Annotated in this window: 28 protein-coding genes; 19 read left to right on the forward strand and 9 right to left on the reverse strand. The window is 71.8% G+C overall.

Going from position 1 to position 26,584, the window contains the following annotated elements; genetic code table 11:
* Positions 1–93: 93 nt before the first annotated feature.
* Positions 94–1,047 (reverse strand): hypothetical protein, encoded by a 954-nt coding sequence (locus ACYVAQ_RS05185; RefSeq protein ID WP_460787415.1) that lies wholly within the window; start codon positions 1,045–1,047, stop codon positions 94–96.
* 225 nt (positions 1,048–1,272) lie between these two features.
* Between ACYVAQ_RS05185 and ACYVAQ_RS05190 the strand changes: the two genes are divergently transcribed.
* Positions 1,273–1,995, forward strand: coding sequence for a GAF and ANTAR domain-containing protein (locus ACYVAQ_RS05190; RefSeq protein ID WP_460787416.1), 723 nt, complete (start codon positions 1,273–1,275; stop codon positions 1,993–1,995).
* A 25-nt stretch (positions 1,996–2,020) separates the two neighbouring features.
* Positions 2,021–2,617, forward strand: coding sequence for a TMEM175 family protein (locus tag ACYVAQ_RS05195; protein ID WP_460787417.1), 597 nt, complete (start codon positions 2,021–2,023; stop codon positions 2,615–2,617).
* A gap of 8 nt (positions 2,618–2,625) precedes the next feature.
* On the opposite strand, the gene ACYVAQ_RS05200 is transcribed toward ACYVAQ_RS05195, so the two are convergent.
* Both ACYVAQ_RS05200 and ACYVAQ_RS05205 read right to left on the reverse strand, forming a co-directional pair.
* Entirely contained in the window at positions 2,626–3,261 is a 636-nt protein-coding gene (locus ACYVAQ_RS05200) for a Pr6Pr family membrane protein (RefSeq protein WP_460787418.1), read from the reverse strand.
* Positions 3,262–3,278: 17 nt separating this feature from the next.
* Positions 3,279–3,653 carry a nuclear transport factor 2 family protein gene (locus ACYVAQ_RS05205; RefSeq protein WP_460787419.1) on the reverse strand — a complete coding sequence of 125 codons (375 nt, stop codon included), beginning with the start codon at positions 3,651–3,653 and terminating at the stop codon, positions 3,279–3,281.
* A gap of 174 nt (positions 3,654–3,827) precedes the next feature.
* Here ACYVAQ_RS05205 and ACYVAQ_RS05210 point away from each other — a divergent pair, with 174 nt between their 5' ends.
* The 8 genes from ACYVAQ_RS05210 (at position 3,828) to ACYVAQ_RS05245 (ending at position 11,996) form a co-directional block, all read left to right on the forward strand.
* Positions 3,828–5,111 (forward strand): adenylosuccinate synthase, encoded by a 1,284-nt coding sequence (locus tag ACYVAQ_RS05210; RefSeq protein WP_460787420.1) that lies wholly within the window; start codon positions 3,828–3,830, stop codon positions 5,109–5,111.
* A gap of 109 nt (positions 5,112–5,220) precedes the next feature.
* Entirely contained in the window at positions 5,221–7,116 is a 1,896-nt protein-coding gene (locus tag ACYVAQ_RS05215; RefSeq protein WP_460787421.1) for a PAS domain S-box protein, read from the forward strand.
* Between the two features lie 19 nt (positions 7,117–7,135).
* Positions 7,136–8,434 (forward strand): phosphoribosylamine--glycine ligase, encoded by a 1,299-nt coding sequence (gene purD / locus ACYVAQ_RS05220; RefSeq protein ID WP_460787422.1) that lies wholly within the window; start codon positions 7,136–7,138, stop codon positions 8,432–8,434.
* Entirely contained in the window at positions 8,434–8,916 is a 483-nt protein-coding gene (locus ACYVAQ_RS05225; protein WP_460787423.1) for a GNAT family N-acetyltransferase, read from the forward strand. Before purD ends, ACYVAQ_RS05225 begins: the two co-directional genes overlap by 1 nt.
* Positions 8,913–9,404 (forward strand): GNAT family N-acetyltransferase, encoded by a 492-nt coding sequence (locus tag ACYVAQ_RS05230; protein WP_460787424.1) that lies wholly within the window; start codon positions 8,913–8,915, stop codon positions 9,402–9,404. The genes ACYVAQ_RS05225 and ACYVAQ_RS05230 overlap by 4 nt, the downstream gene beginning before the upstream one ends.
* A 22-nt stretch (positions 9,405–9,426) precedes the next feature.
* Positions 9,427–10,857, forward strand: coding sequence for an adenylosuccinate lyase (gene purB / locus ACYVAQ_RS05235; RefSeq protein ID WP_460787425.1), 1,431 nt, complete (start codon positions 9,427–9,429; stop codon positions 10,855–10,857).
* A gap of 42 nt (positions 10,858–10,899) precedes the next feature.
* Complete coding sequence (locus ACYVAQ_RS05240) at positions 10,900–11,466, forward strand: RNA polymerase sigma factor (RefSeq protein WP_460787426.1); 567 nt, start codon at positions 10,900–10,902, stop codon at positions 11,464–11,466.
* Positions 11,463–11,996 (forward strand): hypothetical protein, encoded by a 534-nt coding sequence (locus ACYVAQ_RS05245; protein ID WP_460787427.1) that lies wholly within the window; start codon positions 11,463–11,465, stop codon positions 11,994–11,996. The genes ACYVAQ_RS05240 and ACYVAQ_RS05245 overlap by 4 nt, the downstream gene beginning before the upstream one ends.
* Before the next feature lie 32 nt (positions 11,997–12,028).
* Here the strand turns inward: ACYVAQ_RS05245 and ACYVAQ_RS05250 are convergent, their stop codons facing one another.
* Both ACYVAQ_RS05250 and ACYVAQ_RS05255 read right to left on the reverse strand, forming a co-directional pair.
* Positions 12,029–12,349, reverse strand: a complete 321-nt coding sequence (locus ACYVAQ_RS05250; RefSeq protein WP_460787428.1) for an antibiotic biosynthesis monooxygenase family protein — start codon at positions 12,347–12,349, stop codon at positions 12,029–12,031.
* On the reverse strand, positions 12,346–12,780 hold the full coding sequence (locus tag ACYVAQ_RS05255) for a hypothetical protein (RefSeq protein ID WP_460787429.1): 435 nt from the start codon (positions 12,778–12,780) through the stop codon (positions 12,346–12,348). The genes ACYVAQ_RS05250 and ACYVAQ_RS05255 overlap by 4 nt, the downstream gene beginning before the upstream one ends.
* A gap of 95 nt (positions 12,781–12,875) precedes the next feature.
* Between ACYVAQ_RS05255 and ACYVAQ_RS05260 the strand changes: the two genes are divergently transcribed.
* Complete coding sequence (locus tag ACYVAQ_RS05260) at positions 12,876–13,769, forward strand: hypothetical protein (protein ID WP_460787430.1); 894 nt, start codon at positions 12,876–12,878, stop codon at positions 13,767–13,769.
* Here the strand turns inward: ACYVAQ_RS05260 and ACYVAQ_RS05265 are convergent.
* On the reverse strand, positions 13,712–14,749 hold the full coding sequence (locus ACYVAQ_RS05265; protein WP_460787431.1) for a sulfotransferase family protein: 1,038 nt from the start codon (positions 14,747–14,749) through the stop codon (positions 13,712–13,714). The genes ACYVAQ_RS05260 and ACYVAQ_RS05265 overlap by 58 nt on opposite strands.
* Before the next feature lie 67 nt (positions 14,750–14,816).
* On the opposite strand from ACYVAQ_RS05265, the gene ACYVAQ_RS05270 reads away from it, so the two are divergent.
* From ACYVAQ_RS05270 to ACYVAQ_RS05295, 6 genes are all read left to right on the forward strand, one after another.
* Positions 14,817–15,716 (forward strand): phosphoribosylaminoimidazolesuccinocarboxamide synthase, encoded by a 900-nt coding sequence (locus ACYVAQ_RS05270; protein WP_460787432.1) that lies wholly within the window; start codon positions 14,817–14,819, stop codon positions 15,714–15,716.
* A gap of 137 nt (positions 15,717–15,853) precedes the next feature.
* The gene (locus tag ACYVAQ_RS05275) at positions 15,854–17,557 is read left to right on the forward strand and encodes an aldehyde dehydrogenase family protein (RefSeq protein ID WP_460787433.1); all 1,704 of its coding nucleotides are present in this window, start codon (positions 15,854–15,856) and stop codon (positions 17,555–17,557) included.
* Between the two features lie 90 nt (positions 17,558–17,647).
* A complete protein-coding gene (locus ACYVAQ_RS05280; protein WP_460787434.1) occupies positions 17,648–18,772 on the forward strand; it encodes an oxygenase MpaB family protein in 1,125 nt (374 codons plus the stop codon).
* Positions 18,772–20,478, forward strand: a complete 1,707-nt coding sequence (locus ACYVAQ_RS05285) for an aldehyde dehydrogenase family protein (RefSeq protein ID WP_460787435.1) — start codon at positions 18,772–18,774, stop codon at positions 20,476–20,478. The genes ACYVAQ_RS05280 and ACYVAQ_RS05285 overlap by 1 nt, the downstream gene beginning before the upstream one ends.
* 27 nt (positions 20,479–20,505) lie before the next feature.
* Positions 20,506–21,180, forward strand: a complete 675-nt coding sequence (locus ACYVAQ_RS05290; protein WP_460787436.1) for a TetR/AcrR family transcriptional regulator — start codon at positions 20,506–20,508, stop codon at positions 21,178–21,180.
* A 97-nt stretch (positions 21,181–21,277) separates the two neighbouring features.
* Complete coding sequence (locus ACYVAQ_RS05295; protein WP_460787437.1) at positions 21,278–22,825, forward strand: long-chain-fatty-acid--CoA ligase; 1,548 nt, start codon at positions 21,278–21,280, stop codon at positions 22,823–22,825.
* A 120-nt stretch (positions 22,826–22,945) separates the two neighbouring features.
* On the opposite strand, the gene ACYVAQ_RS05300 is transcribed toward ACYVAQ_RS05295, so the two are convergent.
* Positions 22,946–23,455, reverse strand: coding sequence for a YflT domain-containing protein (locus ACYVAQ_RS05300; RefSeq protein ID WP_460787438.1), 510 nt, complete (start codon positions 23,453–23,455; stop codon positions 22,946–22,948).
* A 28-nt stretch (positions 23,456–23,483) separates the two neighbouring features.
* On the reverse strand, positions 23,484–23,945 hold the full coding sequence (locus ACYVAQ_RS05305) for an SRPBCC family protein (RefSeq protein WP_460787439.1): 462 nt from the start codon (positions 23,943–23,945) through the stop codon (positions 23,484–23,486).
* Between the two features lie 62 nt (positions 23,946–24,007).
* On the opposite strand from ACYVAQ_RS05305, the gene purS reads away from it, so the two are divergent.
* Positions 24,008–24,250: a phosphoribosylformylglycinamidine synthase subunit PurS gene (purS, locus tag ACYVAQ_RS05310; RefSeq protein WP_460787440.1), complete on the forward strand. Its 243-nt coding sequence runs from the start codon at positions 24,008–24,010 to the stop codon at positions 24,248–24,250.
* On the forward strand, positions 24,247–24,915 hold the full coding sequence (gene purQ, locus ACYVAQ_RS05315; protein WP_460787441.1) for a phosphoribosylformylglycinamidine synthase subunit PurQ: 669 nt from the start codon (positions 24,247–24,249) through the stop codon (positions 24,913–24,915). Before purS ends, purQ begins: the two co-directional genes overlap by 4 nt.
* A gap of 72 nt (positions 24,916–24,987) precedes the next feature.
* On the opposite strand, the gene ACYVAQ_RS05320 is transcribed toward purQ, so the two are convergent.
* Positions 24,988–26,421 carry an MFS transporter gene (locus ACYVAQ_RS05320; protein ID WP_460787442.1) on the reverse strand — a complete coding sequence of 478 codons (1,434 nt, stop codon included), beginning with the start codon at positions 26,419–26,421 and terminating at the stop codon, positions 24,988–24,990.
* Positions 26,422–26,584 lie beyond the last annotated feature (163 nt).

Raw genomic sequence — 26,584 nt, forward strand, 5'->3', positions numbered from 1 at the left:
CTTGCGAGACGACCCGGTATGGCTGCGCACCGGCGCCTTGCGATCCACGCACCGTGAGCACGCCAACCGTTCCACAACTTCTCGGACGCACCACTAGTTCGGCGCCACGATCCGCGCCGCGACGACACAGGCGGTCGCGGTCGGCTCCCGGTGCTCGCGCATCAACGTCGCCACGCTGAGCGCGGCGGGCGCGGTGTCGTCGAGCCCGGCTGCCCCCGGCCGGATGCCGGCCGTGTGGGCGAGCAGCGACAGCGACCGCTCCCAGTGGGCCGTGTCCTCGCCGGACGCCGGGTGCCCGTCGACGAGCACGGTGAGCGCGACGCTGCCCGATCCCGTGGCCCGGACCGTGTGCTGGGCGAGGTCGATGTCGACGAGCGCCGCGGCGCCGTCGCCGAGCGGTTGGACGAACCGGCCGAGCAGCTGGCCGTGCGCCTCCCAGAGGTCGTCCGGTGTGGTGCGCGACGGCGCCCGCAGCAGCTCCTGGGTCGCTGCCGCCGACCTGCTGTCCGGCGGCGCCTCGCAGATGAGGATCCCGAGGCGGTCGCCGTACCGCGCCGCGCTCCACCCGGCACGTACGTCGCCGGGCGGAGCCTGGATCAGGCCCGCCACGTCGAGCGTCGGCATCCCTGCGGGCCGCGGGTCGTCGTCGGAGCGTTCGGTGATCCGTGCCCACACGGCGGTCCCGCCGCCGAGGGTGTGCTCCACCCGGACGGCTGCGCCGAGGGCACCGAGCGACTCCAGCTGCGAGTGCAGGTGGGGCCACGGCTCCGGGCTCGGTGTCTCGGCACTGCCGGGTCGGTCGAAGGCGAGCACCTCGACCCCGGGGCCGCAGCCCCGACCCAGCTCGCGCACGCTGATCCACCCGCCGTGGGCGTCCAGCACCAGGCTGATCGCGAGGGCGCGGACCACGTCGGCGACGTCGCGCAGCCCTGCCGCGCCGAGGGAGGCCTGGTGGCCGAGGCGTCCGGCGAAGCGGAGAACCCGCCCGATGTCGCCCGGCTCGGAGATCCGCATCATGGGTCCGGCCGGGATTCCTGTGCGTGTCATCGCACCCGTCCTGCGTCGGTCGATCTCCTGCGCCCGGCCACCGTGTGGTGGCGGAACGCGGGGGTGCTCGACCTGGGCGGCCCTTGCTGCTTGAGCCACCTCGATCATGTCACGCGCCCAGAAGGGGGTGCGGCACAGTGCCCGTTCGGCGAGACCCGGGGCGTCACGCGCCCTAGGATGAGGCGCCTCGGGCGCGCTCCACCGGCCGGGAAGAAAGGACGAACCGTGTCAGCATCGCTGCCGTACGACGAGGTGGCGGAGGCCTTCAGCGGTCTCGCCGCGGTGCTCTACCGGTCCGACAGCTACGCCGAGGTGTACGAGCAGCTGTGTCGTACGGCGGTCGACCTCGTGCCGGGCTGCGACCGCGCGTGCATCGTCACGGTCAGCGCCGGACGCGAGCCGCGACTCGAGGCCACGACCGACGAGGTGGCGGCGCGGGTGGATGCGCTCGAGTGGGAGTGCGGTGAGGGGCCCTGCGTCGACGCGATCCTCTCCGACCGGTTCGAGTGCGACCCCGACATCAGCAGGGACCCCGCCTGGCCGAAGCTGGCGGCGCGCGTGCTGCGGGAGACTCCGGTGCGCGGGATGGTCGGCTATCGGATCCTGATGGGCGATCGGAAGGTCGGCGCGCTCAACCTGTTCTCGGACACGAAGGGCGCGCTGAGCCCGAGCGGCGCGGACGCGGGCGCGGTGCTGGCCGCCTTCGCCTCGGTCGCGATCACCGCTGCGAACCAGAAGGCCGAGGCGCGCTCCCTGCGCGACGGGCTGGCGAGCAACCGGGAGATCGGCAAGGCGGTCGGCCTGCTGATGGCGACCCACGCGATCGACGACGCCCAGGCGTTCGAGGTGCTCCGGCAGGCGTCGACGGGCCTCAACCGCCGGCTGGCCGACCTCGCCCGCCAGATCGTCGAGGAGCACAACTCCCGCGCGGCGGGTGCCGCCGGGTGATCCCGGCGCCGCCTATCCTCGCGCCATGAACACCGGACGGCTCGAAGCGTTCAGCGACGGGGTGCTCGCCATCGTCATCACGGTGATGGTGCTGGAGCTGCACGCCCCGGAGACGGATCCGGCGACCTGGCACGGCTTCGTCCACGCCAGCGGCCTCGGCCTGCTGACCTACGTGCTGAGCTTCATCTACGTCGGCATCTACTGGAGCAACCACCACCACCTCTTCCAGCTGGTCCGGCACGTCGACGGCACCGTGCTGTGGGCGAACCTGCACCTGCTGTTCTGGCTGAGCATCGTGCCGTTCACCAACGGGTGGCTGGACGAGAGCAAGGTCGCCGAGGTGCCGACCATCGTCTACATCGCGAACCTGCTCGGTGCGGCGGTCGCGTACTACGTGCTGCAGCTCGCGATCTTCCGCACGCCCTCGGGCGACCGGGCCAAGGCGGCGCTCGGCACCGACCTCAAGGGCAAGCTCTCGCCGGTGCTCTACGTCTCGGGCATCCTGCTCTCGCTGTGGGACCCGCGGGTCGGGCTGGTGCCGGCGGTCGTCGTCGCGCTCATGTGGCTCGTCCCTGACCGCCGGGTGGAGCGGTTCCTGGCCGCAGAGCGCGAGAACGGTTGAGGAAGGCCTCAGCGGTCGCCGGGCAACCGCCGGTCCAGGCGCAGCGCCAGCAGGCAGATGGCGACCAGCAGCACGACCACGCCGAGCGCGTTGAGCAGCACGACGGCGTACCCGTGCTCGGTGACGTCGACGAACGGGTAGGGGTACCAGCCGCTGATCGCGCCGTGCAGCAGCGTCCAGAGCAGGTAGACGGTCGGGTACATCGCGCTCGGCGCCAGGTCCTCGGTGCGGACCAGCCCGCGCGGCCCGAACGACACCCAGCCGACGACGGCGAGCAGCGGCACGGCCACGTGCAGCAGCTTGTCGGCGAGGAGGTCGGCGCCGTGCAGGTCGAGCAACGGTCGGAGCAGGGTCCAGTGGACGAGCCCGGTGACCGCGATCCCGGTGACGGCGTTGAGCCGCAGCACCCGGAACGTGCGGGAGTGCCAGCGCCCCGCCACCAGCAGGTACGACGTCACGGCGACCAGCAGGTTGGACAGGACCGTGAAGTAGCTGACGAACCGGACCAGCCGGGTCCCGAGGACGGGCGGCCGGGTGTCGGCGAGCACCCCGTGGCCCCGTACGACGAGGGCCAGCTGCAGCAGCAGCGCCGCTGTCGCGACCGCGAAGGTCGCCCCGTGCCAGACCCGTCCGCGGCTGCTCACGGGGCCACCCTAGGGGGTCAGGAGACGACCATGTCCTCGCCCGACCAGAAGGCCCGCATCGAGAGGATCTTCGCGTCGGCGTCGAAGGTCATCACGTCGATCGGCGCCAGGGTGTAGGTCTGGTCGCCGACCTTGCTGGCCAGCTCGAAGCAGAAGGCTGCCTCGTTGCCGGCCACCCGCGCGGTGACCATCCGGCCCTCCTGCTCCATGCCCTCGAGCGCGCCGTAGAACTCCAGCAGGGACTCCCGCGTGGTGCGCACCTCGGAGCCGACCGGGTCCTCGACGGTCGCTCCGTCGGCGTACAGCGCGACGACCTCGGCCGCCGTGCCGTGGGCCACGCGATCGACGTAGGCGTGGATCGTCTCGAGGATCGCTTCCCTGCTGGCGCCCATGGCGTAGCCCTCCGGTGATGGAGCTTGTCGAGATCTAGAACGTGTTCTAACAGCACGAATCTAGTCGCAAACCCCGATTTTGGTAACCTCGGCCGCGCATCGACACGCGCTACAGGCGTTGAGCAGCCGGCTGGTGAGCCGGAGGGACTCCGTCCTCACCGAAGGAGCAACCACATGCCAGCAATCGTGATCGTCGGCGCCCAGTGGGGCGACGAGGGCAAGGGCAAGGCGACCGACCACCTGGGCAGCCAGGTCGACTACGTCGTCAAGTTCAACGGCGGCAACAACGCCGGCCACACCGTCGTCATCGGCGACCAGAAGTTCGCCCTGCACCTGCTGCCCTCCGGCATCCTGACGCCCGGCTGCACCCCCGTCATCGGCAACGGCGTCGTCGTCGACATCGACGTGCTGTTCCAGGAGATCGACGGCCTCGAGGCGCGGGGCGTGGACACCTCCTCGCTGAAGCTGAGCGCGAACGCGCACGTCATCGCCGACTACAACCGCACCATCGACAAGGTCGCGGAGCGCTTCCTCGGCTCCCGCCGGATCGGTACGACGGGGCGCGGCATCGGCCCGACGTACGCCGACAAGATGAACCGCATCGGCATCCGCGTCCAGGACCTGTTCGACGAGAAGATCCTGACCCAGAAGGTCGAGGGCGCCCTGGAGCTCAAGGGCCAGATCCTCACCAAGATCTACAACCGCCGCGCGCCGTCGGTCGAGCAGACCGTCGAGGAGCTGCGCGCTCACGCGGAGCGGCTGGCGCCGTACGTCTGCGACACGGGGCTGCTGCTCAACGCGGCCCTGGACCGCGACGAGGTCGTCCTGTTCGAGGCCGGCCAGGCCACGCTGCTCGATGTCGACCACGGCACCTACCCGTTCGTCACCTCGTCCTCGGCGATCAGCGCCGGCGCGTGCACCGGCTCCGGCGTCCCGCCGACCCGGATCGACCAGGTCATCGCGATCGCGAAGGCGTACACCACGCGCGTCGGCGAGGGCCCGTTCCCGACCGAGCTCTTCGACGAGAACGGCGAGTTCCTCCGCAAGGCGGGCTGGGAGTACGGCACCACCACCGGCCGCCCGCGCCGCTGCGGCTGGATGGACACCGTCATCACCCGCTACGCCGCGCGGGTCAACGGCGTCACCGACTTCGTGCTCACCAAGCTCGACACCCTCACGGGGCTGCCCGAGCTCCCCGTCGCCGTGGCGTACGACGTCGACGGCGTCCGCCACGACGAGATGCCGGTCAACCAGACCGACTTCCACCACGCCGTCCCGATCTACGAGGTGCTCCCCGGCTGGACCGAGGACATCTCCGGCGCCCGCTCGTTCAGCGACCTGCCGGCGAACGCGCAGGCCTACGTGGAGCGCGTCGAGGAGCTGTCCAACGCCCGCATCTCCGTGGTCGGCGTCGGTCCGGAGCGCGAGCAGGCGGTCGTGCGGCACCCGCTCCGCTGACGGGCCTCCTTCCGGCCGGCCCGTGGGCCGCGCGAAGATTTTCGCGCCGATGGGGTATGCATGGAGTCGGGTGGGGAACCTGCCTCCAGGCAGGAGGGGAGGTGCGGCGGTGAGACCGACAGCGTTGATCGTCGACGACTCGGCCGAGCTGCGCACGCTCGTCCGCGCCCGGCTGGAGCTCTCGGGCCTGTTCGAGGTGGTCGGTGAGGCCCGCTCGGGCAGCGAGGGCTGGGCTCTCGCCGAGGCGCTGCAGCCGGACCTCGTGCTGCTCGACACCTCCATGCCGGAGATGGACGGGCTCGAGGCCCTGCCCCTCATCCTCGCGGTCTCACCGGCGAGCCGCGTCGTGGTCTACACCGGCTTCGGCGAGGCGGGCCTCGCCGATCGGGCCGAGGCACTGGGAGCTGCGGACTTCATCGAGAAGTCCTTGCCCATCGAGGACCTGCCGCGCCGGCTCTGGCGGGTCGTGGCCGACGAGGAGGACCTGCCGCCGGCCGGTGGGTCCCTGCGTCTGGTCACGACCGACGACGCCGAGGCGGTGATCGCGCAGGCCGCGCTGGACGAGCACCTCGAGCGCTACCGCGAGGCGTTCAGCAGGGCCGCGATCGGCATGGCGATCCTGACGCTGAGCGGATCGATCGTGCGGAGCAACGCGTCGTTCGCGGCGATGCTGGGTGCGAAGCTCGAGGACCTGGTCGGGCTCGACTACGGGGCGCTGACCTCGGGCGAGGGGGCGGTCTTCGACGCATCCCTCGAGCGCGTGCGGAGCGGGCACGGTGACGTGGTCACCTTCGAGCACCCGATGCAGGCGCCGGACGCCGAGGACAGCGAGCGGCGTACCGTGCGCGTCACGCTCGCGCCGGTGCTGGACTCCAAGGACGAGGCGCTGTACGTCTTCGCGCAGGTCCAGGACGTCACGGCCGAGGTCGGGCTGCGCCGCAGCGAGGAGCTGTTCCGCCTCCTGGTGACCGCGGTCGAGGACTACGCCATCTACATGCTCGACACCGACGGCAACGTGGCCAGCTGGAACGCGGGCGCGCAGCGCATCAAGGGCTACTCCGAGGACGAGGTGCTCGGTCGGCACTTCCGGATGTTCTACCCCGAGGAGGATCGCGCGGTCGGTCATGCGGAGCACAACCTCGAGATGGCCATGGCCAACGGCTCGTACGCCGAGGAGGGCTGGCGGGTGCGCCGCGACGGCAGCCGGTTCTGGGCCAGCGTCGTCATCACGGCGGTGTACGACGACACCGGCACACACCGCGGCTTCGCGAAGGTGACGCGCGACCAGACCGAGCAGCGCGCCTACGAGGAGGGACGCAAGCGTGCCATCGAGCAGCAGGCGCACCTGCTGGCGGTGACGGCCCACGAGCTGCGCACGCCGGCAGCGGTGATCGAGGGCTCGGTGTCGCTGCTCCGCGAGCACGCCGCCGCGACCGGTGACACCCAGCCGAAGCAGCTGCTCGACGCGCTTGCATCCAGCGCGCGGCGGCTGCAACGACTCGTCGCGGACCTCGCGACGGCATCCGACGTCCACGCCGACGCGCTCGCGCTCGAGCCGGAGCCGATCCAGCTTCGGGCGTTCCTGCACTCGGCCGTGGACCGGGTGCGCGCCGCCCAGCCCGACTCGCGGCTCTCGGTCGAGGTGGTCGAGGACGGGACGTTCACCGCCGACTCCTCGCGCCTCGGTCAGGCGCTGGACAACCTGCTCGAGAACGCCCTCCGGCACGGGCGCGCGCCGGTGGTCGTGGTCGGCGAGATGAATGCCGACGGCGTCCGGATCTGCGTCAGCGACGCCGGCCACGGCGTCGAGCCCCGGCTGCTGGACCGGCTCTTCGAGCGGTTCGCGCATGCCGGGCCGAACGCCGGCACCGGCCTGGGCCTGCACATCGTGCGCGAGATCGCCCGCAGCCACGGCGGCGACGCCCACTACCTGGCGCCGGCGCCGGGGAGGCGGACCACCTTCGTGATCGAGGTCCCCAGCCAGCCGCAGCCCCCCGCCCTGTAGGCCACTACGCTGAGGGCCCGTGAGGACCCTCGTCATCGGCACCGGCGGTCGCGAGCACGCGCTCGCGCTCGCGCTCTCCCGCGACCCCGAGGTGACCGAGGTGCACGCCGCACCCGGCAACCCGGGCATCGGGACGGTCGCGCAGCTGCACGACGTCGACCCGATGGACGGCGCCGCGGTCGCGGCCCTCGCGGCCGAGGTCCGGGCGGACCTGGTCGTGATCGGCCCGGAGGCGCCGCTCGTGGCGGGTGTGGCCGACGCCGTCCGCGAGGCCGGCATCGCCGTGTTCGGCCCCGGCCACGAGGCCGCCCAGCTCGAGGGCTCGAAGGCGTTCTCCAAGGAGGTCATGGCCGCCGCCGGCGTACCGACGGCGGGGTCGCGGACCTGCTCCACGCCCGAGGAGCACGCCGCCGCGCTGGACGCCTTCGGAGCGCCGTACGTCGTGAAGGACGACGCCCTCGCCGCCGGCAAGGGCGTGATCGTCACCAACGACCGCGCCGAGGCGCTGGCGCACGCCGCCGCCTGCGGCCGGGTCGTCGTCGAGGAGTTCCTCGACGGCCCGGAGGTCTCGCTCTTCGCCGTGTGCGACGGCGGGACGGCGTTCGCCCTGCAGCCGGCGCAGGACTTCAAGCGGATCTTCGACGGCGGTCGCGGCCCGAACACCGGCGGCATGGGCTCCTACAGCCCGCTGCCGTGGGCGCCCGCCGACCTGGCGGACACCGTCATGGAGCAGGTCGTGCAGCCCACGCTCGACGAGATGGCGCGCCGCGGCGCGCCCTTCATCGGCTGCCTGTACGTCGGCCTCGCGCTGACCGCCGACGGACCCCGGGTCATCGAGTTCAACTGCCGGTTCGGCGACCCCGACATCCAGCCTGTGCTCGCGCTGCTCGAGTCGGGGCTCGGTGGGCTGCTGCACGCGGCTGCCGAGGGCCGGCTGCACACGGTCCCCGCACCGCGCTTCCGCGAGGGTGCCTCGGTGACCGTGGTCCTGGCCTCCGCCGGCTACCCGGAGTCGTCGTCGAAGGGCGACGTGATCCGCGGCGTCGGCAACGCCGGAGGCGTCAACGACGTCGACGTGATCCACGCCGGCACGGCGATCGTCGCGGCGCCCGAGGAGAACGACCCGGATCACCGCCACCTCGTCACCGCCGGCGGTCGGGTGCTCGCGGTGCGTGCCGTCGGCTACGACGTCGAGGATGCCCGCACCCGCGCCTACGCCGCCGCCGACCTGATCTCCTTCGACGGCATGCAGCGCCGCGGGGACATCGCGGCCGAGCCGCTCGGCGTCATGGAGGGCGCGGCGGTCAAGGAGTCCTGATGACTCTTCCCGCCACGGTCACCACCCAGGGCACCGAGCTCCCGCTCTGGGACCTCGCCACCGTCACCGCGATCCGCACGGGGGAGCGGCTGCAGCAGTGGCACCCCGACTTCCCGCGCGAGGACGACCGCGGGGCCGCGGGCCTGTGGCGCGACGGGGATCCGTGGGGCCCGCGCTCCATCGTGGTCCGCGGCTGGGTGGTCGGCTCGATCGGGTTCTTCGGTCCGCCGCAGCCGGCGCCCGACGGACAGCAGGAGGTCGAGGTGGGCTACGGGCTGGTGCCGACCGGCCGGGGCCGCGGCATCGTGCCCGAGGCACTGGGTGCGCTGCTCGCGCTGACCGACGCCGCCGGCGTACGGGTGCGGGCGTCGATCGCTCCCGACAACCGGTCGAGCCTGCGGGTCGCCGCGAAGCTCGGGTTCACCGACCTGCGCGGCACCACCGAGCACGGCGAGCTGGTCATGGTCAGGCCGCTGCGGTGACCGAGGTGGTCATCCGGTCCGCGACCGACGCCGACCTCGACGCCGTCGCCGCCATCTACGGGCGCGAGGTCGTCGAGGGCCACGCGACCTTCGACATCGCGCCGCCGCCGCGGTCGGCCTGGGAGGCCAAGCTCGCCTCCGCGCACCCCGGCGACCACTTCCTCGTGGCCGTCGCGGAGGAGGTGCTCGGCTTCGCCTACTCCAGCGCCTACCGCGAGAAGGGCGCGTACGACGGCACCCGCGAGACCACCATCTACCTCGCCCCGGCCGCCGGCGGCCGCGGCCTCGGCCGGCGCCTGTACGACGAGCTGCTGGACCGGATGCGCGAGGCCGGCGTGCACACCGCCCTGGCCTGCCTGGCCGTGCCCAACGAGGCCAGCGAGGCGCTGCACCTGGCGTGCGGCTTCGAGCGGGTCGGGGTGATGCGCGAGGTCGGCCGCAAGTTCGACCGCTGGATCGACGTCGCCTGGTGGCAGCGGGTCCTCTGACCGCATGAGAGAATCTCCGAACGTGACCGTGCCGAACGTCGTTCCCAATGTGTTGGCCACCCGCTACGCCGCCGCCGACCTGGCCCAGATCTGGAGCCCCGAGCACAAGATCGTGCTCGAGCGGCAGCTGTGGATCGCGGTGCTCAAGGCGCAGCGCGACCTCGGCATCGACGTACCGGACGGGGTCGTCGAGGCGTACGAGAAGGTCGTGGACGACGTCGACCTCGACTCCATCGCGGCGCGTGAGCGGGTCACCCGGCACGACGTGAAGGCGCGCATCGAGGAGTTCTCCGCGCTCGCCGGGCACGAGCACATCCACAAGGGCATGACCTCGCGCGACCTGACCGAGAACGTGGAGCAGCTGCAGGTCAAGCAGTCGCTGTCCCTCATGCGGGAGCGCGCGATCGCCACCGCCGCCCGGCTCGCGAAGCTCGCCTCCGAGCACGAGCTGACCGTCATGGCCGGCCGCAGCCACAACGTGGCCGCCCAGGCGACCACCCTCGGCAAGCGCTTCGCGAGCATCGGCGACGAGCTGCTCATCGCGATCGAGCGCGTCGACGACCTGCTCGGCCGCTACCCGCTGCGCGGCATCAAGGGCCCGATGGGCACCGCCCAGGACATGCTCGACCTGCTCGACGGCGACGCCTCCAAGCTGGAGACGCTCGAGCAGGCCGTCGCGAACCACCTCGGCTTCGACCGCGTGCTCACCTCGGTCGGCCAGGTCTACCCGCGGTCGCTGGACTTCGACGTCCTCTCCGCGCTCGTCCAGCTCGTCGCGGCGCCGTCCAACCTCGCGACCACGATCCGGCTGATGGCCGGCAACGAGATCGTGACCGAGGGCTTCAAGGAGGGCCAGGTCGGCTCCTCCGCCATGCCGCACAAGATGAACACCCGCTCCTGCGAGCGGGTCAACGGCCTCGCCGTCATCACTCGCGGCTACCTGTCCATGGTCGGCGAGCTCGCCGGCGACCAGTGGAACGAGGGTGACGTCTCCTGCTCCGTCGTACGCCGCGTGGCGCTGCCCGATGCCTTCTTCGCCGTCGACGGCCTGTTCCAGACCTTCCTCACCGTGCTCGACGAGTTCGGTGCGTTCCCCGCGGTCATCCAGCGCGAGCTCGACCGCTACCTGCCCTTCCTCGCCACCACCAAGGTGCTGATGGCGGCGGTCCGCAACGGCGTCGGCCGCGAGGAGGCGCACGAGGCGATCAAGGAGGCCGCCGTCGGCACCGCGCTCGCGATGCGCAAGGGCCAGGCCGAGAACGACGTCTTCGCCAAGCTCGCCGCCGACCCGCGGCTGGGCCTCACGCCCGAGCAGCTCGCCACCCTCGTCGCCGAGCCGATCACCTTCACCGGTGCGGCCGTCGCGCAGACCCAGGCGGTCTGCCGGCGGGTGGCCGCGCTCGTCGAGGCGAACCCCGAGGCGGCGGCGTACCACCCCGGTTCGATTCTCTGACGCATGATGTGACGCATGGGCCGGAGCCGGACATGGAAGGACATGACCGACTCCGCCGATGCCGAGCGGCGGTTCCGCGCGCTCTACGACGGCAGCTTCTCCGCCGTCCTCGGCTACGCGCTGCGACGGGTCGAGCAGCCGGCCGACGCGGCCGACGTGGTCAGCGAGGTCTTCCTCGTCGCCTGGCGTCGGTACGACGAGGCCCCGCCCGGCGACGCACGCCCGTGGCTGTTCGGCATCGCCCGGCACGTGCTGAGCAACGCGCACCGCTCCGGCCGCCGCCGCGAGCGGCTCGGGGCCCGGCTGCGCGGCGTGTTGGCGCGCGACGTCGTCCCCGACCCGGCGATCGGGGTCGCGGAGTGGGACCGCGTCCGGCGTACCCTCCTGCGGCTCGGTCCCGACGACCGCGAGCTGCTCATGCTCGTCGGTTGGGACGGCCTGACGCCGAGCGAGGCGGCCGAGGTCATCGGGATCGCGCCGGGCACCGCCCGGATGCGGCTCGCCCGGGCGCGCGAGCGGTTCCAGCGGCACTGGGCAGGTGACGCCGCGGCGACACCCGGACATGTGCAGGGTGACCTGTACCCGCTCGTGAACGGTGAGCGCCGATGACCGATCCTCGTGACCCCCTGGCGGGCCTCGACCCGTACCCGCGGGACCTGATCGACACCCTCGGCCTGCACCGGGAGCGCGCCGACCTCCTGGAGGACATCGTGTCCACGCCCGGTCCTGCCCACCCTGCTCGTACCCGCGCCCTGCTCGCGGTCGCCGTCGCCGCGGCCGTCGCCGTCATCGGGGGCGGCTGGTTCCTGGTCAGCGGCAACGACGGCCACGACGAGGCGCCCGTGGCGGCGGCCTCTGCCACGACGTCGGCGACCGCACCCACCACGTCCCCGACCACCGGACCGACCTCGGCCCCGACCTCCGGAGCGACGCACGCGTCCCGCTGCCAGAAGGCCGTCGCACGCAACGGCCAGCTGCGCCGCATCCTGCCGCTGCTGCGCCAGGGTGAGCTCGGCAAGCACCCCCACCGCGGGCGCTTCTACCTCCGCGCCACCAAGGACGGCAGGGAGTACGTCGTGGTCACGGGCGAGGGTTGCACGCTCCGGGAGCTGCGCAGCCTCAGCGCCACGCACCACTGACCCGCAGGTTCAGGAGGGCCGACTCAACGGGGTCAGGCCGGCTTGACGTCCAGCACGACCTCGAACTCCAGCAGGTCCGCACCCGCGGAGACCGGCTTCTGCGGCGCCTCGCCGGGCTTGGTCGCGTGGGCGGCCCGGCCCTGGCCGTCGCGCCAGGCGGCGAATGACTCCTCGGAGTCCCACTGCGTGACGACGAAGTAGCGGTCGTCGCCGGCGGTCGGGCGGAGCAGCTGGAAGCCGAGGAAGCCCGGCGAGCCCTCGACGGCGCCGGCCCGCGCGGCGAAGCGCTTCTCGAGCTCGGGGCCTGCGCCCTCGGGGACGTGGATCGCGTTGATCTTGACGACGCTGGTCATGCGAGCGCGTCCCCGCCCCAGTTCGCGAGCTTGGTCGCGACGGTGTGCAGGTCGACGGTGCCGCTGTCGCCCTCGGCGTGCGGCGCGAAGAACCACACGTGGAAGTGGCCGCGGTGGGCGCCGTACCGGCTCACGTCGACGTACGCCGCCTCGGGGAGGTTCTCGATGATCCGCACCAGACGGTTGGAGATCCGGCCGAACTGGGACGCGAGGTCGTCGTCGAGCTGGCCGACCCGGGTGTGCTCGCGGGTCTGCAGCAGCAGGGCGGCGGCCATGTCCGTGGGGCCGTCGGTGCGAGACAGGATCCAGTACTCGTCCTGCCAGATGATCCGCTCCGGGACCACGTTCGCGCACTCGGGGCACTCACCGGCAACGGCCTTGCGTGCGGCCCCCACGATGCGGGCCCAGACGTCTTCTGCAGTCTCCGACATGGCCACACCATGCCACTCCCGTCCACGCCCTCGATCAGGACCCCCGGCGAACGATGAGTCAATGTCTATCGATCAACTCGAGTATGCTCGCTCCCATGACCCTGGATGCGCTCGCCGTTCCCACTCCCGACCAGGCGCGGGTGGTCGTCGCCGCGCCGGCCGCCGGTCCCGGCAACTGGGCCGGCGCGGCCAGCGCGGTCCTCGTCGACGGCGTCTACTGGCTGACCTACCGGGTACGTCGCCCGCTGGCCGAGGGGCGCGGCGTCAGCGTCGTCGTGGCTCGCTCCGAGGACGGCGAGCGCTTCGAGACCGTCGCCGAGGTGCATCGCGAGGCCTTCGGCTGCGAGTCCTTCGAGCGTCCGGTCCTGGTCCCCGTGCCGGGGACCGGCTGGCGGCTCTACCTCTCCTGCGCGACGCCCGACAGCAAGCACTGGTGGGTCGACAGCCTCACCGCGGCGACGCCGGAGGACCTGCCCCGCGGCGAGCGCCGGGTCGTCCTGCCCGGCAACGACGCCGTCGCCGTCAAGGACCCAGTCGTGTGGCACGGGGCCGACGGCTGGGAGATGCTCCTGTGCTGCCACCCGCTCACCGAGCCCGGGCACGAGGACCGGATGACCACGCGGCTCCTGCACAGTGCCGACGGCCTGGCCTGGCAGGACGCGGGCGAGGTCCTCGCGGGCCGCCCGGGGCAGTGGGACGAGCGTGGCGCCCGCGCCACCGCCGTGCTGCCCGACCTCGAGGGTCGCCCCCGCGCGATCCTGTACGACGGCCGCCCCGACGCCGCCTCGAACTGGCACGAGACCACGGGCGTCGCGCTCTGGGGCGGCATCCGCTACGTCGCACTCGACGGTCCGCCGATCGCGTCGCCGTACGGCGACGGCGCCTGGCGCTACGCGTCCGCCGTGCCGCTGCCGGACGGTCGGGTCCGCTACTACGTGGAGGCCGCGCGCCCCGACGGGGCGCACGACCTGGTCACCGTGGTGCGCTGACCCTTCGCGGCGCGCTCGGCGCGTCCGGCCCGCTCGGCGAACGACCCGCGGTCGCGGGTCGACGTCCAGTCGGAGAAGTCCTCGCCGGTGAGGTCGGACAGCAACGCGATGTCGTCGGCGAACGCCGGGATCAACCGCTCGCGCTGCTGTGGGGTGAGCGAGGGCCGGGTCGCGTCGCTGGCCTGCAGCCGTGCCACCAGCGGCACGCTGAGCCGGCGCCACACCTGGGGCTCGGCGAACTGCCCGGCCCAGGCGCCCGCCCGGACCGCCGGGCCGTACACGCGCTGCCGCCAGCCGGGAGCGACGTACGGCCGCGAGTTGTCGCGTGGGATCTCGGTGACCAGTCCCTCGCGGATGCCGAGGAAGCGGCACGCCCGGTCGACGGTCTCGGCGGGGTGGTCGACGATGTCGCGGTAGCGCACCACGAGCAGCCGGGCGGGATCGACGAGCTTGACCAGGTCGCGCAGCTGCTCGCCGTACAGGCCGAGGTCGCGGTAGCGCCAGAAGGGCGCGTGGCCGCGGGCGATCCGCTCGTCCTGCAGGGCGAACGCGGTCTCGAAGTCGGGCTCGGTCTCGAGGCCGTCGGACCACAGGTGCATCCAGTTGCTGTACGCACGGTCGATGGGGTCGCGGATCACCGCGACGAGCTTGACCTCCGGGAGGGCGTCGGCGATCCGGCGCTGCGCGCCGCGGTGCCACAGGTAGAACGGCGTCGACTCCCCGCGGACGCTGTCCTCGGGTGCGGGGCGGAACAGGTCGGCGTACGCCTGCTCCTGCCAGACCCACTCGCGCTGGGAGTGCCGGTCACCGGGCCCGTTCCAGTGCGGCGGCGGGGCGCCGTCGCACAGCCAGTACTTCGGCTCCTTCGGCGTCGTGACGAACACGTCCGGGTGTGCGGCGAGCGCCAGGTGCAACGCACTGGTGCCCGCCTTCGGTGCCCCGATGAGCAGGAAGTCTGGCCGCGGCTCCCGCAAAGTCATGTATGACACTGTACTTACATATGTAGTCCCGCGCGAGGTCCGAGGGGGAAGTCAATAGGCTGGGGGAGTGACGCTCGCGAACATCCCGCCCGCACCCGTCCTCCCCGGCGCCCGCCACCTCCACTCCGGCAAGGTGCGCGACCTCTACGAGATCACCGAGGGCCCGCACGTGGGCAAGCTGCTGATGGTCGCCAGCGACCGGCTGTCGATCTTCGACTTCGTGCTCGGGACGACCATCCCGGACAAGGGCGAGATCCTCACCCGGATGTCGCTGTGGTGGTTCGACCAGCTCAAGGACCTGGTGCCCCACCACGTCATCTCCACCGACGTGCCCGACGCCGTCAAGGGGCGTGCGGTGATCTGCGAGCGGCTCGACATGTTCCCGGTCGAGTGCGTGGCGCGCGGCTACCTCACCGGCTCCGGCCTCATCGACTACGACAGCACCGGCGAGGTCTGCGGCATCGCACTGCCCGCCGGCCTGGTCGACGGCAGCCGGCTCCCGGAACCGATCTTCACTCCCGCCACGAAGGCCGACCTCGGCGACCACGACGAGAACGTCTCGTACGACGCCGTCGTCGCGACCGTCGGCGCCGACGACGCGGCGGCGCTCCGCGACCTCACCCTGGCCGTCTACGGCCGGGCCGAGGAGATCGCCCGCGAGCGCGGGATCATCCTGGCCGACACGAAGTTCGAGTTCGGCCGCGCCGGCGCCGATGGCCGGATCATCCTGGCCGACGAGGTCCTCACCCCCGACTCCAGCCGCTACTGGCCGGCCGACGACTACCAGCCGGGTCGCGCGCAGCCGTCGTACGACAAGCAGATCGTGCGCAACTGGGCGCTGTCCGCGGAGAGCGGCTGGGACAAGGCGTCCGGCGAGGCCCCTCCGCCGCTGCCCCCCGAGGTCGTCGAGCGCACCCGCAGCCGCTACCTCGAGGCCTTCGAGCGACTCACCGGCACCACCTTCTGACGTCCAGGGACGACCGCCACCCCGTGGTTGTTCGTCCCCACAAACCGGGACGCCCGGACTGATCCGGACACCTAGGCAGGCGGCCCCCGGACGCGGCAGGGTGGTGACCGGCATCACTGACCACGCGAGGAGCCCCGATGACCGCCACCCAGCTGACCCCCGACCTCACCCGGCCGCTCGACACGGCCATCGCCGAGCTCGCGCAGGGCGCCCAGGCGTGGGCCGGGATGTCGCACGCGCAGCGTGCGGACCTGATGCGCGCCACGCAGCAGTCGGTCGCGGCGGCCGCCGCCGAGTGGACCGCGGCGGGCGTGGCGGCCAAGAACGCGCCGGGTGCCTACGAGGGCGAGGAGTGGTCGGCCGGCCCCAGCTCGACCGCCCCCGTGTTCGCCGCCTACGCCGCCGCCTTCGACAAGCTCGCGCAGGGCGGTTCGCCGCTCGACGGCGTGAAGTTCGTCCAGGCTCCCGGCGGCCGGATCGCGGCCCGCGCGCTGCCCGGCGACGCGAAGGACCTCGTGCTGTTCAGCGGCTTCACCGGCGACCTCTGGCTCCAGCCCGGCACCACCGAGCAGCAGGCGCGCAGCCGGGCGGGTCTCGGTGCCCGCAACATCGGAGAGAACGGCGGCGTGGGCCTCGTCCTCGGCGCCGGCAACATCTCCGCGATCGGCCCGCTGGACATCGCCTACGAGCTGGTCGCCTACAACCGTGCCAGCATCCTCAAGCTCAACCCGACGTTCGCGGGTCTGCTGCCGGCGTACGACAAGGCGCTCGCGCCACTCGTCGAGGCGAACCTGGTGCGCATCGTCAACGGCGGCGCCGAGGTCGGCGGCTACCTCAGCGACCACCCCGACATCACCCACGTGCACATCACCGGCTCCGGCCGCACCCATGACGCGATCGTGTGGGGCGTGGGCGAGGAGGCGGCGGCCAACCGTGCCGCCGGCACCCCGAAGCTGCACAAGGAGATCAGCTCCGAGCTCGGCGGCGTCTCGCCGATCATCGTGGTCCCCGGGAAGTGGTCGAAGCGTGACCTGCGCTTCCAGGCCGAGCACGTCGTGACCCAGCGGCTGCACAACGGCGGCCACAACTGCATCGGCGGCCAGGCGCTGCTGATCAGCCGGGACTGGGACCAGAAGGACGCCTTCCTCGCGGAGATCCGCGGCGTGCTGACCGAGATCGCGCCCCGCCCGCCGTGGTACCCGGGCGCCATCGACCGGATCGCCCAGGCCACGACGACCTACCCCGCCGCCGAGCAGGTCGGCAGCGCGCTGCTGGTCCCCATGGAGGACGACTCCCCGTCCGAGCTGTACGACGGCGAGTACTTCGCCGGCGTCCTGGGCATCACCGAGCTCCCGGGCCTGGGCGAGGAGTTCCTGACCAACGCGGTCGCCTTCGCCAACGACCGCCTGGACGGCACGCTCGGCGGCGGCATCATCATCGCGCCCAAGGACATCAAGGCGATGGGGGAGCGCTTCGAGGAGCTGGTCGCCGAGCTCCGGCTCGGCGCCGTCGGCATCAACTGCTGGAGCGCGCTGGCCTTCCTGCTGCCGGCCGCGACCTGGGGCGCCTATCCGGGCAACACCCTCGACGCCGTCGGCTCCGGCATCGGCATCGTCCACAACGCGCTGCTCCTGGCCGACACCGAGAAGACCGTCGTGCGCGGACCCTTCCGGCCGTTCCCCCGCTCGGTGGTGGGTGGCGAGCTGAGCCTCGCCCCGCGCCCGCCGTGGTTCGTGACGGCACGCACCGCTCCGCAGGTGGGTCGCGCCCTCGCCGTGCTGGGCGGGAAGCGGACCTGGCTCAACACCCTCAAGGTCGTGCCGCCCGCCATGCGGGGCTGATCACGCGGAGGGGCCTTTACCGCTACACCGTGAAGCGGTTACCTTTGTTACCGGTGCGTAATGCACCGATAACTTCAGGAGGTTCTTGCCATGGCCCAGCCCCACCAGCCGTACGCCGGCGGGTCGGTCGAGGAGCGCGACGCGGTCGCTCCGATGCGCGACTACGGGTTCTTCGCGCCGGACTCGGTCGCCCGCCGGGTCTGGTCCTACCCGACCTCGATGCTGCTCGGGTTCTCGCGCGCGGTCACGATCGAGCACCTCGACCCCGACCTCGCGGCCGCGGTCATCCAGTCCGGTCAGGTCAAGAAGCGCACCCCGCTGCGCTTCGACCGCACGATGCAGTACTTCGCCACGATCCTGTACGGCGACGCCCAGTCGGTCCTCAAGTCCTCCGACATCCTGATGAAGATCCACCAGCGCGCCGTCGGCGTCGACCCGGTCACCGGACGTTCGTTCGCGGCGAACAACCCCGACTCGCAGCTGTGGATCCACCTCACCGCGTGGCACTCGATCCTCATCACCTACGAGATGTTCGGACCCGGCCGGCTCAGCGCGGAGGACGAGGCGACGTACTGGCAGGAGTGCGTGACCGCCGCGAAGTTCCAGACGATCGACACCGACACGATGCCGCGCACCCGCGAGGACGTGGCGGCGTACTTCGACGACTTCCGCACGAACATGGTCGCCTCGGACGGGATGCTCGACATGTTCGACTTCCTGGTCAACATGCAGCTCTCGTCGCTGCCGGACGAGGTGCCGGCGCCGATCCGCAAGGCGCTCAACGCGCTGACGTCGCGGGCCGTCGTGGCCACGATGCCCAAGTGGATGCGCGAGATGGGCGGCGTCCCGCAGAGCGCCGCCGTCGACGTGGCGACCATCGCCGCGCTGAAGCCGGTGCTGCTCGCGATCTCGAAGTCGAACCGGATCATGTTGCCGCTGCTGCGGGTGCTGACCCCGCGCACCTACCCGATCCTCGCGCCCTTCTTCCTCGGCATCACGCCCGAGAACCCGCACGTGTACGACGAGGACGAGGCGCGCGCCGCGTTCGGCTACCCGGACAAGCCGCGCACGATCCTCGAGCGCCAGGTCGCGGCCCGCGAGGCCGGAGAGGGCCCGGCGCCGTACGAGCACGACCACCACGACGCCCTGCTCGCGTTCGCGACCGCCGGCGAGGACGGCGGCCTGCTCGAGAACGCCGACCACGGAGGACACTGATGACCACGACCGACATCGCGACCCCGACGACCGCCGAGCTCGACGCCGCGATCACCACCCTCGCCGAGGGGGCGACGCGCTGGGCGACGCTCACCCCGCGCCGGCGGGCCGCGGTGCTGCGCGAGACGCAGCGCGCCATCGCCGCCGAGGCGGGCGTCTGGACCGGCACCGCCACCGCCGCGAAGCAGGTGCCCTCGGGCTCCTACGAGGGCGAGGAGTGGATGTCGGGCCCGGCCGCCTCCGCCCCCATGCTCGCCGAGTACGCCGCCACGCTGGAGAAGCTCGACAGCGGCGCCTCGGCGCTGCAGGGCGTCAAGCTCGGGTCCGCGCCGGGCAGTCGGATCGCCGTACGGGTGCTACCCGGTGACGCGAAGGACCTCGTGCTGTTCAGCGGCTACACCGCCGACGTGTGGCTGAAGCCCGGCGTGACCGAGGACCAGGCGCGCCGCGACGCGGGCCTGGACGCGGGCAAGCTCGACCAGGCCGGCGGCGTCGGCCTCGTGCTGGGCGCCGGCAACATCTCCTCGATCGGTCCGCTGGACGTGGTCTACGAGCTCGTTGCCTACAACCGCGCCAGCATCCTCAAGCTGAACCCGACCTTCGCGCACCTCAAGCCGTCCTACGACCGCGCGCTCGCGCCGCTGGTCGAGCGCGACCTCGTTCGCATCGTCAACGGTGGCGCCGAGGTCGGCGGGTACCTCGCCGACCACCCGAACATCATCCACGTGCACATCACCGGATCGGCGCGCACCCACGACGCGATCGTGTGGGGTCCGGGCGCCGAGGGCGAGGCCAACAAGCAGGCCGGCACGCCGAAGCTCGGCAAGGAGATGACCTCCGAGCTCGGAGGTGTCTCGCCGATCATCGTGGTCCCCGGGAAGTGGTCGCAGAAGGACCTGCGCTTCCAGGCCGAGCACGTCGTGACCCAGCGCCTGCACAACGCGGGTCACAACTGCATCGGCGGCCAGGCGCTGCTGATCAGCCGGGACTGGGACCAGAAGGACGCCTTCCTCGACGAGATCCGTGCCGTTCTCACGAGCATCCAGCCGCGCCCGCCGTGGTACCCCGGCGGTGCCGACCGGATCGAGCACGCTCAGCAGACCTACCCCGATGCGGAGCGGGTCGGCAGCGCGCTGCTGGTCCCGATGAGGGACGACTCCCCGTCCGAGCTGTACGACGGCGAGTACTTCGCCGCCGTGCTCGGCATCACCGAGCTGCCCGGCACCGGTGCCGAGTTCTTCGCGACGGCGGCGGCCTTCGCCAACGACACCCTCGACGGCACGCTCGGTGCATCGGTCATCGTGCACCCGCGCGACCGCCGGGCGATGGGGGCGCGGTTCGACGAGATCGTGGCGTCGCTGCGGTACGGCGCCGTCGGCATCAACGTGTGGAGCGGCATCGTCTTCCTGCTCGGCGGCGCGGCCTGGGGCGCCTACCCGGGCCACACGCTCGACGCGGTCGGGTCGGGGATCGGCGTCGTGCACAACACGCACCTGCTCGCCGACACCGAGAAGACCGTGGCCAACGGCCCGTTCCGCGAGTTCCCGCGCTCGTTCCTCGCCGGCGAGGCCAGCCTCGCCCCGAAGCCGCCGTGGTTCGTCACGGCCCGCACCGCGGCGAAGTCGGGCAAGGCCCTCGCCCGGCTGGGTGGCAAGCGGTCCTGGCGCAACACGCTCCGGGTCGTGCCGCCGGCGATGCGTGGCTGACGGACCTCGGGGGGAAGGATTCCCGGCGTGGAGGGGCGAGACGGCCGGCACGCGCGCTGGGACGAGCACCGCGGTCAGCGGCGTCGGCACATCCTCGACGCCGCGGTCGCCGTGGTCGCGGAGGCCCCGCCGGGCGCGGAGCTGACCCTGCAGGACGTCGCCGAGCGCGCCGGCCTGGTGCGCACCGTCGTGCAGCGCCACTTCGGTGGCCGCGACGGGCTGCTCCGCGCCGTCCAGGCCGACGTCCTGGAGAGCGCCTTCGGGCGGATCCTCGGGCCGGTCGACGACGCCGCGACCCTGGGCGATCTCGTCTGGGCCCTCGTCGGCGAGACCGTCGCGTGGGTGCGCGACCACCCGGCGCTGCACGTGCTCGTCGAGCGCGAGGTCGGCGACGGCCGGCCCAGCGAGCTGTCCCTCGCGATCGCCGAGTACGCCGAGTGGCTGGCCCGGCTCAACCAGGGCATCGCCCGCGGGTTCGGCGTCGAGCTCGACGCCCACCAGCTCGCCCGGGTCCGGCTGCTGTTCGCCGGTGTCATCGGCCAGGTGCGGGCCGTCGTGGCCGACTGGGCCCAGCACCAGCCCCAGCACCTCTCCGACGCGGAGGTGCAGGAGGTGCTGACCGACCTGATCACCGCGCAGATGAGCACCCAGGCAGCGACGTACGGCGTGAACCTGGAGGCCGACACACCGCTGCCGCGATGACGGCGGCCGGCCTTGTGGGCGGACACAACCCCGGGCCCGTCGTCTTTGGTGCCGTGCACGGTGCGACGACCCGTCACCCGGCGCTAGGTTGGCCGACATGTACAACCTGTCGGTCTTCCTCGAGGACAGCGCCCGCCGTTACCCCACCCGTGAAGCCCTGGTCCTCGGTGACTTCCGGCTCACCTACGCCCAGGTCGACGCGGCCGCCAACCAGGTCGCGAACCTGCTGGTCTCGCGCGGCATCCAGCCCGGCGACAAGGTCGCGCTGAGCTGCCCGAACCTGCCGTACTTCCCGATCGTGTACTACGGCGCGCTCAAGGCCGGCGCGGTCATCGTGCCGATGAACGTGCTCAACAAGGGCCGCGAGGTCGCCTACTACCTGACCGACTCCGGCGCGAAGGCGTACTTCTGCTTCGAGGGCTCGCCGGAGCTGCCCATCGGCCAGGAGGGCTGGGACGGCTTCAACCAGGTCGACGGCTGCACCGAGTTCTTCCTCATCACCGCCGACCCGTTCGCGGCGTCCTCCATCGAGGGTGCGACCACCTTCGGCCAGGCGGTCGGCAACCAGCCGCCGGTCTTCGAGTCCGTGGCGACGGTGGAGACCGACACCGCCGTGATCCTCTACACCTCCGGTACGACGGGGCAGCCGAAGGGTGCCGAGCTGTCGCACTCCAACCTCGTGCTCAACGCCCTCACCTGCAACCGGCTGTTCGGCTCGTCGCCGGCCCAGGACGCGCACATCGTGGCGCTGCCGCTGTTCCACACCTTCGGCGCTTCGGTCCAGATGAACGCCGGCTTCTCGATGGCGTCGACGCTCTACCTGGTGCCGCGCTTCGACGCCGAGGCCGTGGTGGGCCTGATGGAGAAGGAGACGATCACGTTCTTCGCAGGCGTCCCGACCATGTGGTGGGGCATCCTCAACGCGCTCGGCGACGGTGTCGACGTCGAGCGGATCGCGAAGAACCTCCGGCGCGGTGTGTCCGGCGGCGCCGCGCTGCCCGTCGAGATCATCAAGCAGGTCCAGGAGAAGCTCGGCGTCCAGGTCCTCGAGGGGTACGGCCTGTCCGAGACCTCCCCGGTCGCCACCTTCTCCGACCCGGACCGCGACCCCCGGCCGGGCTCCATCGGCGTCCCGATCTGGGGTGTCGAGGTCAAGCTCGTCGACCCCGACTGGAACACCGTCGAGGGCGCCGACCAGGTCGGCGAGCTCGCGGTCCGCGGCCACCTCGTGATGAAGGGCTACCTGAACCGCCCCGAGGCCACCGCCGAGGTCATGAAGGACGGCTGGTTCCGCACCGGCGACCTGGCCCGCCGCGACGAGGACGGCTTCTACTACATCGTGGACCGGTCCAAGGACATGATCATCCGCGGCGGCTACAACGTGTACCCGCGCGAGGTGGAGGAGGTCCTGATGACCCACCCCGCGGTCTCGCTCGCCGCCGTCGTCGGCGTCCCGCACGACAGCCACGGCGAGGAGGTCAAGGCGTTCGTGATCCTCGCTGAGGGTCAGTCGATCACCGAGGACGAGCTCGTCGCGTGGAGCAAGGACCAGATGGCGGCGTACAAGTACCCCCGGATGGTCGCCATCGTCGACTCCCTCCCCATGACCGCCACGGGCAAGATCCTCAAGCGCGAGCTGGTCTGACGGGGTGCAGGAATCCCCGGTCAACCGGGGATTCCTGCACTTGTCGGGTGTTGCAACACCCGACAAGTGACGGAATCACCGGTCAACCGGGGATTCCTGCGACAGATGGGGCCGGTGGTATCAGGCGAAGGGGTTCGGCAGCGCCCCCGGCAGCCTCGCGAGGAGCTCGCGGGCCTGAGCGGCCACCTTGTGCTCGACGAGCACCTCGTAGCGGGTCGCCAGCACCTGGGTGACCGAGGAGAAGTCGCGCTGGCCACGGGTGGCGGCGTACCCGACGAGCGACCAGATCAGCCCGAAGAGCAGGCCGAACACCATCGTCGTGAGGATCGCGGCCAGGGCGCTGCCGGTGCCGAAGAAGGAGAACAGCACGCCGACGAACAGGCCGAACCACAGCCCGGACATCGCCCCGGCCGCGGCGACCCGGCCGGTGGTGAGTCGGCCGGTGACGCGCTCGAGCTGCTTGAGGTCGGTGCCGACGATCATGCAGTTCTCGACGGGGAAGCCCTCGTCGGAGAGGAAGTCAACGGTGCGCTGGGCCGCCGCGTAGTCGTCGTACGTCGCCAGCGACTGCGGGAACTCCAGCTTGAAGCGGGCCGTGGCCAGGGCGGACGTGACGCGTGGGTTGCTCATGCCCCCAGTCTGCCTCGGCAGAGGTCGGTCAGGCCTCGACGCGGGCCTTGATCCGCGCCAGACCCTCGGCCATGCCGGCCTCGAGCTCGTCGGCGTGGTTCTCCGAGCCGCCGAGGGCGAGCGGGGCGAACAGCCGGCTCAGCAGGGTGAGCCGGTGCGGCACCGGGCGGCGCTGGACGACCCGGGTGCCGCTGCCCTCCGCGGTCAGCTCGTAGATCCACCGGGCGCCGCTGCTCTTCGTGTCCCAGGCGAGCAGCTTCTCGGGCTGGACCGCCGTGACCACGTTGCGGGTCGGCCAGATGACGCCCTTGCGTCGGTTCCAGCCGACGTACTGCTGACCCACGCGGAAACCGCCTCGTCGCAGCGGCGTCATGGCCATCAGCTCGGGGCTGATCTCGGCCAGCGCCTTGGTGTCGGTGATGACCGCCCAGACCGCCGCGGCGGGGGCGTCGATGGTGATCTCGGCGCGGAGCTCGCGGTCGCTGGTCATGGTGCCTCCAAAAGTGGGCCTCGATGGTGGCCGAACGCTATCGCTTTCCTAGGATGTACGCCGTGGCCCGAGTCGTTGTGAGCGTCATGCCCAAGCCGGAGATCCTGGACCCGCAGGGGAAGGCCGTCCTCGGCGCCCTCCCGCGACTGGGCTTCGACGGCGTCACCGATGTCCGCCAGGGCAAGCGGTTCGAGCTGGAGGTCGCGGAGGTCACCGACGCGGTGCTCGCCGCGGTCGAGAAGCTCGCCGAGACCTTCCTGGCCAACACGGTCATCGAGAACTTCTCCGTGAGCGTCGAGCAGTGAGGATCGGCGTCGTCACCTTCCCGGGCACGCTCGACGACGTCGACGCGCAGCGCGCGGTCCGGATCGGCGGCAACGAGGCGGTCGCGCTCTGGCACGGCGACCACGACCTCAAGGGCGTCGACGCGGTCATCCTCCCGGGTGGCTTCTCGTACGGCGACTACCTCCGCTGCGGTGCCATCTCCCGGTTCGCGCCGGTCATGACCGAGGTCATCTCGGCTGCCCAGAGCGGCATGCCCGTCCTCGGCATCTGCAACGGCTTCCAGATCCTCTGCGAGTCGCACCTGCTGCCCGGCGCGCTGATCCGCAACGACCACCGCAAGTTCGTCTGCCGCGACCAGCTGCTCCGGGTCGAGAACAACGAGACCGCCTGGACCTCGGCGTACGCCAAGGGCCAGGAGATCCGCATCGTCCTCAAGAACGGCGAGGGCGGCTTCGTCGCCGACGCCGAGACCCTCGCGCGCCTCGAGGGCGAGGGCCAGGTCGTCGCCCGCTACCTCGAGATGAACCCGAACGGCTCGCTCGACGACATCGCCGGCATCACCAACGACCGCGGCAACGTGGTCGGCCTGATGCCGCACCCCGAGCACGCGGTCGAGGAGCTCACCGGCTCCGGCACCGACGGGCTCGGCTTCTTCACCTCGCTGGTCGAGAAGGCGTTCGCCTGACGTACGTCGCACCTGGCGTTCTGGTCGGGAATTCCGTGGAATTCGAGCCAGAACGCCAGGTGCGACGGGTTTTCAGGCGGCCAGCGCGGGCCGCCGGGCCAGCAGGGTCAGCGCCGCGAGGAACGCCAGCCCGCCGATGATCGCGGCCGCGCCGAACCCGTAGCGGGCACCCACCAGGAAGCTGCTGGCCACCTGGTGCGCGGCGTACGTCGAGGCCACGACCGCCAGGCCGACCGACCCGCCCAGCTGCTGCATGGTCTGCAGCAGGCCCGAGGCGGCCCCGGCGTGCTCGGGCTCGACGCCCAGCAGGACCAGCGAGGTGATCGGCATGAAGGTGATGCCGGCCGACAGGCCGAGCAGGAGGATCGACGGGAACGCTCCGCCCCAGTAGCCCGCGCCGTCGGGCAGGAACGCCAGGCGGGTGAAGGCGATCGTGATGCCGAGCGTGCCGAACACGATCCACGGGACCTGGCCGAAGCGCGCCACCAGCCGGGGCGTGACCCGGGACAGCCCGAAGATCGACAGCGGCATCGGCAGGAACGCGAGGCCGGTGCGCAGCGGGCTGTAGCCCAGGCCGTCCTCGAGCAGCTGCACCATGACGAAGAACATCGCCAGCATCGCGCCGTACATGCAGGCCATGGCGACGAGTCCTGCCACGCGCCGACGGTTGCGCAGCAGACCCGGACGCAGCAGCGGGTGCGCGACCCGGGTCTCCGTCACGGCGAGCACCACGAAGAGCACCGCGCCGAGCACGAGTCCGCCGATGGTGCGGGGCGAGCCCCAGCCGTGCTCCGGAGCGCCGATCAGCGCCCAGACCACCGACACGGCCGCGCCGGTCGACGCGATCGCGCCGATGACATCGAACCGGCCGTGCCGGCGGTCGGTCTCGCCGACGTACCGTCCGACGAGGCTGAGCACCACGATGCCGATCGGCACGTTGATGAACAGCGTCCAGCGCCAGGACACCGAGTCGGTGAGCAGCCCGCCGAGGATCAGCCCGAGGGCGCCACCGCCGGACGAGACGGCCGTGAAGGCGGCCAGCGCGCGGTTGCGCGCGGACTCGTTCGGGGCGCTGGTGGTGAGGAGCGCGAGGACCGACGGGGCGGCCAGGGCCGCGCCGACGCCCTGCAGGCCGCGGGCCACGACCAGGACGGTCGCGGTCGGGGCGAGGCCGCCGACGGCCGAGGCGATCGTGAAGGTCGCGAGGCCGAGGCGGAACAGCCGTCGGCGACCGAAGACGTCACCGAGCCTGCCGCCGAGCAGGAGCAGCCCGCCGAAGGCCAGCGTGTAGCCGCTGAGCACCCACGACAGCCCGGCCGGGCTGAAGTCGAGGTCCGTGGCGATGTGGGGGAGGGCGACGTTCACGACCGTCGCGTCGAGCACCAGCATCAGCTGGGCGAGGAGGACGAGGAAGATGCCCAGCCCGAGGCCCCGCGAGGCCGTGCTGGGTGAGTCCGCGGCGGGTGCCGCGGGTGAGCGCCGATCGGCGCTGAGGGTGGCAGACATGCGGGTAGCCGTCTCTTTCCTGGCCGGGTGGGCCGTCGTACAGTGGGTGGAGAGTCACTCCGGTTAACCGGATCCGATGAAGTGGAGGTAATCTCCGGTTCAACAGGAACGATACGGAGAGTCTCTCCGTTTGGCAAGTGGTTTTCCCGGATCAGGAGGTACG

Source organism: Nocardioides maradonensis, from assembly GCF_054777115.1.

Excerpts from the sequence above, each read along its gene's own strand:
- ACYVAQ_RS05185 (WP_460787415.1), bottom strand. The coding sequence starts at position 1,047 with ATGACACGCACAGGAATCCCGGCCGGACCCATGATGCGGATCTCCGAG.
- ACYVAQ_RS05195 (WP_460787417.1), top strand. The coding sequence starts at position 2,021 with ATGAACACCGGACGGCTCGAAGCGTTCAGCGACGGGGTGCTCGCCATC.
- ACYVAQ_RS05205 (WP_460787419.1), bottom strand. The coding sequence starts at position 3,653 with ATGGGCGCCAGCAGGGAAGCGATCCTCGAGACGATCCACGCCTACGTC.
- ACYVAQ_RS05210 (WP_460787420.1), top strand. The coding sequence starts at position 3,828 with ATGCCAGCAATCGTGATCGTCGGCGCCCAGTGGGGCGACGAGGGCAAG.
- ACYVAQ_RS05225 (WP_460787423.1), top strand. The coding sequence starts at position 8,434 with ATGACTCTTCCCGCCACGGTCACCACCCAGGGCACCGAGCTCCCGCTC.
- ACYVAQ_RS05240 (WP_460787426.1), top strand. The coding sequence starts at position 10,900 with ATGACCGACTCCGCCGATGCCGAGCGGCGGTTCCGCGCGCTCTACGAC.
- ACYVAQ_RS05245 (WP_460787427.1), top strand. The coding sequence starts at position 11,463 with ATGACCGATCCTCGTGACCCCCTGGCGGGCCTCGACCCGTACCCGCGG.
- ACYVAQ_RS05250 (WP_460787428.1), bottom strand. The coding sequence starts at position 12,349 with ATGACCAGCGTCGTCAAGATCAACGCGATCCACGTCCCCGAGGGCGCA.
- ACYVAQ_RS05255 (WP_460787429.1), bottom strand. The coding sequence starts at position 12,780 with ATGTCGGAGACTGCAGAAGACGTCTGGGCCCGCATCGTGGGGGCCGCA.
- ACYVAQ_RS05260 (WP_460787430.1), top strand. The coding sequence starts at position 12,876 with ATGACCCTGGATGCGCTCGCCGTTCCCACTCCCGACCAGGCGCGGGTG.
- ACYVAQ_RS05265 (WP_460787431.1), bottom strand. The coding sequence starts at position 14,749 with ATGACTTTGCGGGAGCCGCGGCCAGACTTCCTGCTCATCGGGGCACCG.
- ACYVAQ_RS05275 (WP_460787433.1), top strand. The coding sequence starts at position 15,854 with ATGACCGCCACCCAGCTGACCCCCGACCTCACCCGGCCGCTCGACACG.
- ACYVAQ_RS05280 (WP_460787434.1), top strand. The coding sequence starts at position 17,648 with ATGGCCCAGCCCCACCAGCCGTACGCCGGCGGGTCGGTCGAGGAGCGC.
- ACYVAQ_RS05285 (WP_460787435.1), top strand. The coding sequence starts at position 18,772 with ATGACCACGACCGACATCGCGACCCCGACGACCGCCGAGCTCGACGCC.
- ACYVAQ_RS05295 (WP_460787437.1), top strand. The coding sequence starts at position 21,278 with ATGTACAACCTGTCGGTCTTCCTCGAGGACAGCGCCCGCCGTTACCCC.
- ACYVAQ_RS05300 (WP_460787438.1), bottom strand. The coding sequence starts at position 23,455 with ATGAGCAACCCACGCGTCACGTCCGCCCTGGCCACGGCCCGCTTCAAG.
- ACYVAQ_RS05305 (WP_460787439.1), bottom strand. The coding sequence starts at position 23,945 with ATGACCAGCGACCGCGAGCTCCGCGCCGAGATCACCATCGACGCCCCC.
- ACYVAQ_RS05320 (WP_460787442.1), bottom strand. The coding sequence starts at position 26,421 with ATGTCTGCCACCCTCAGCGCCGATCGGCGCTCACCCGCGGCACCCGCC.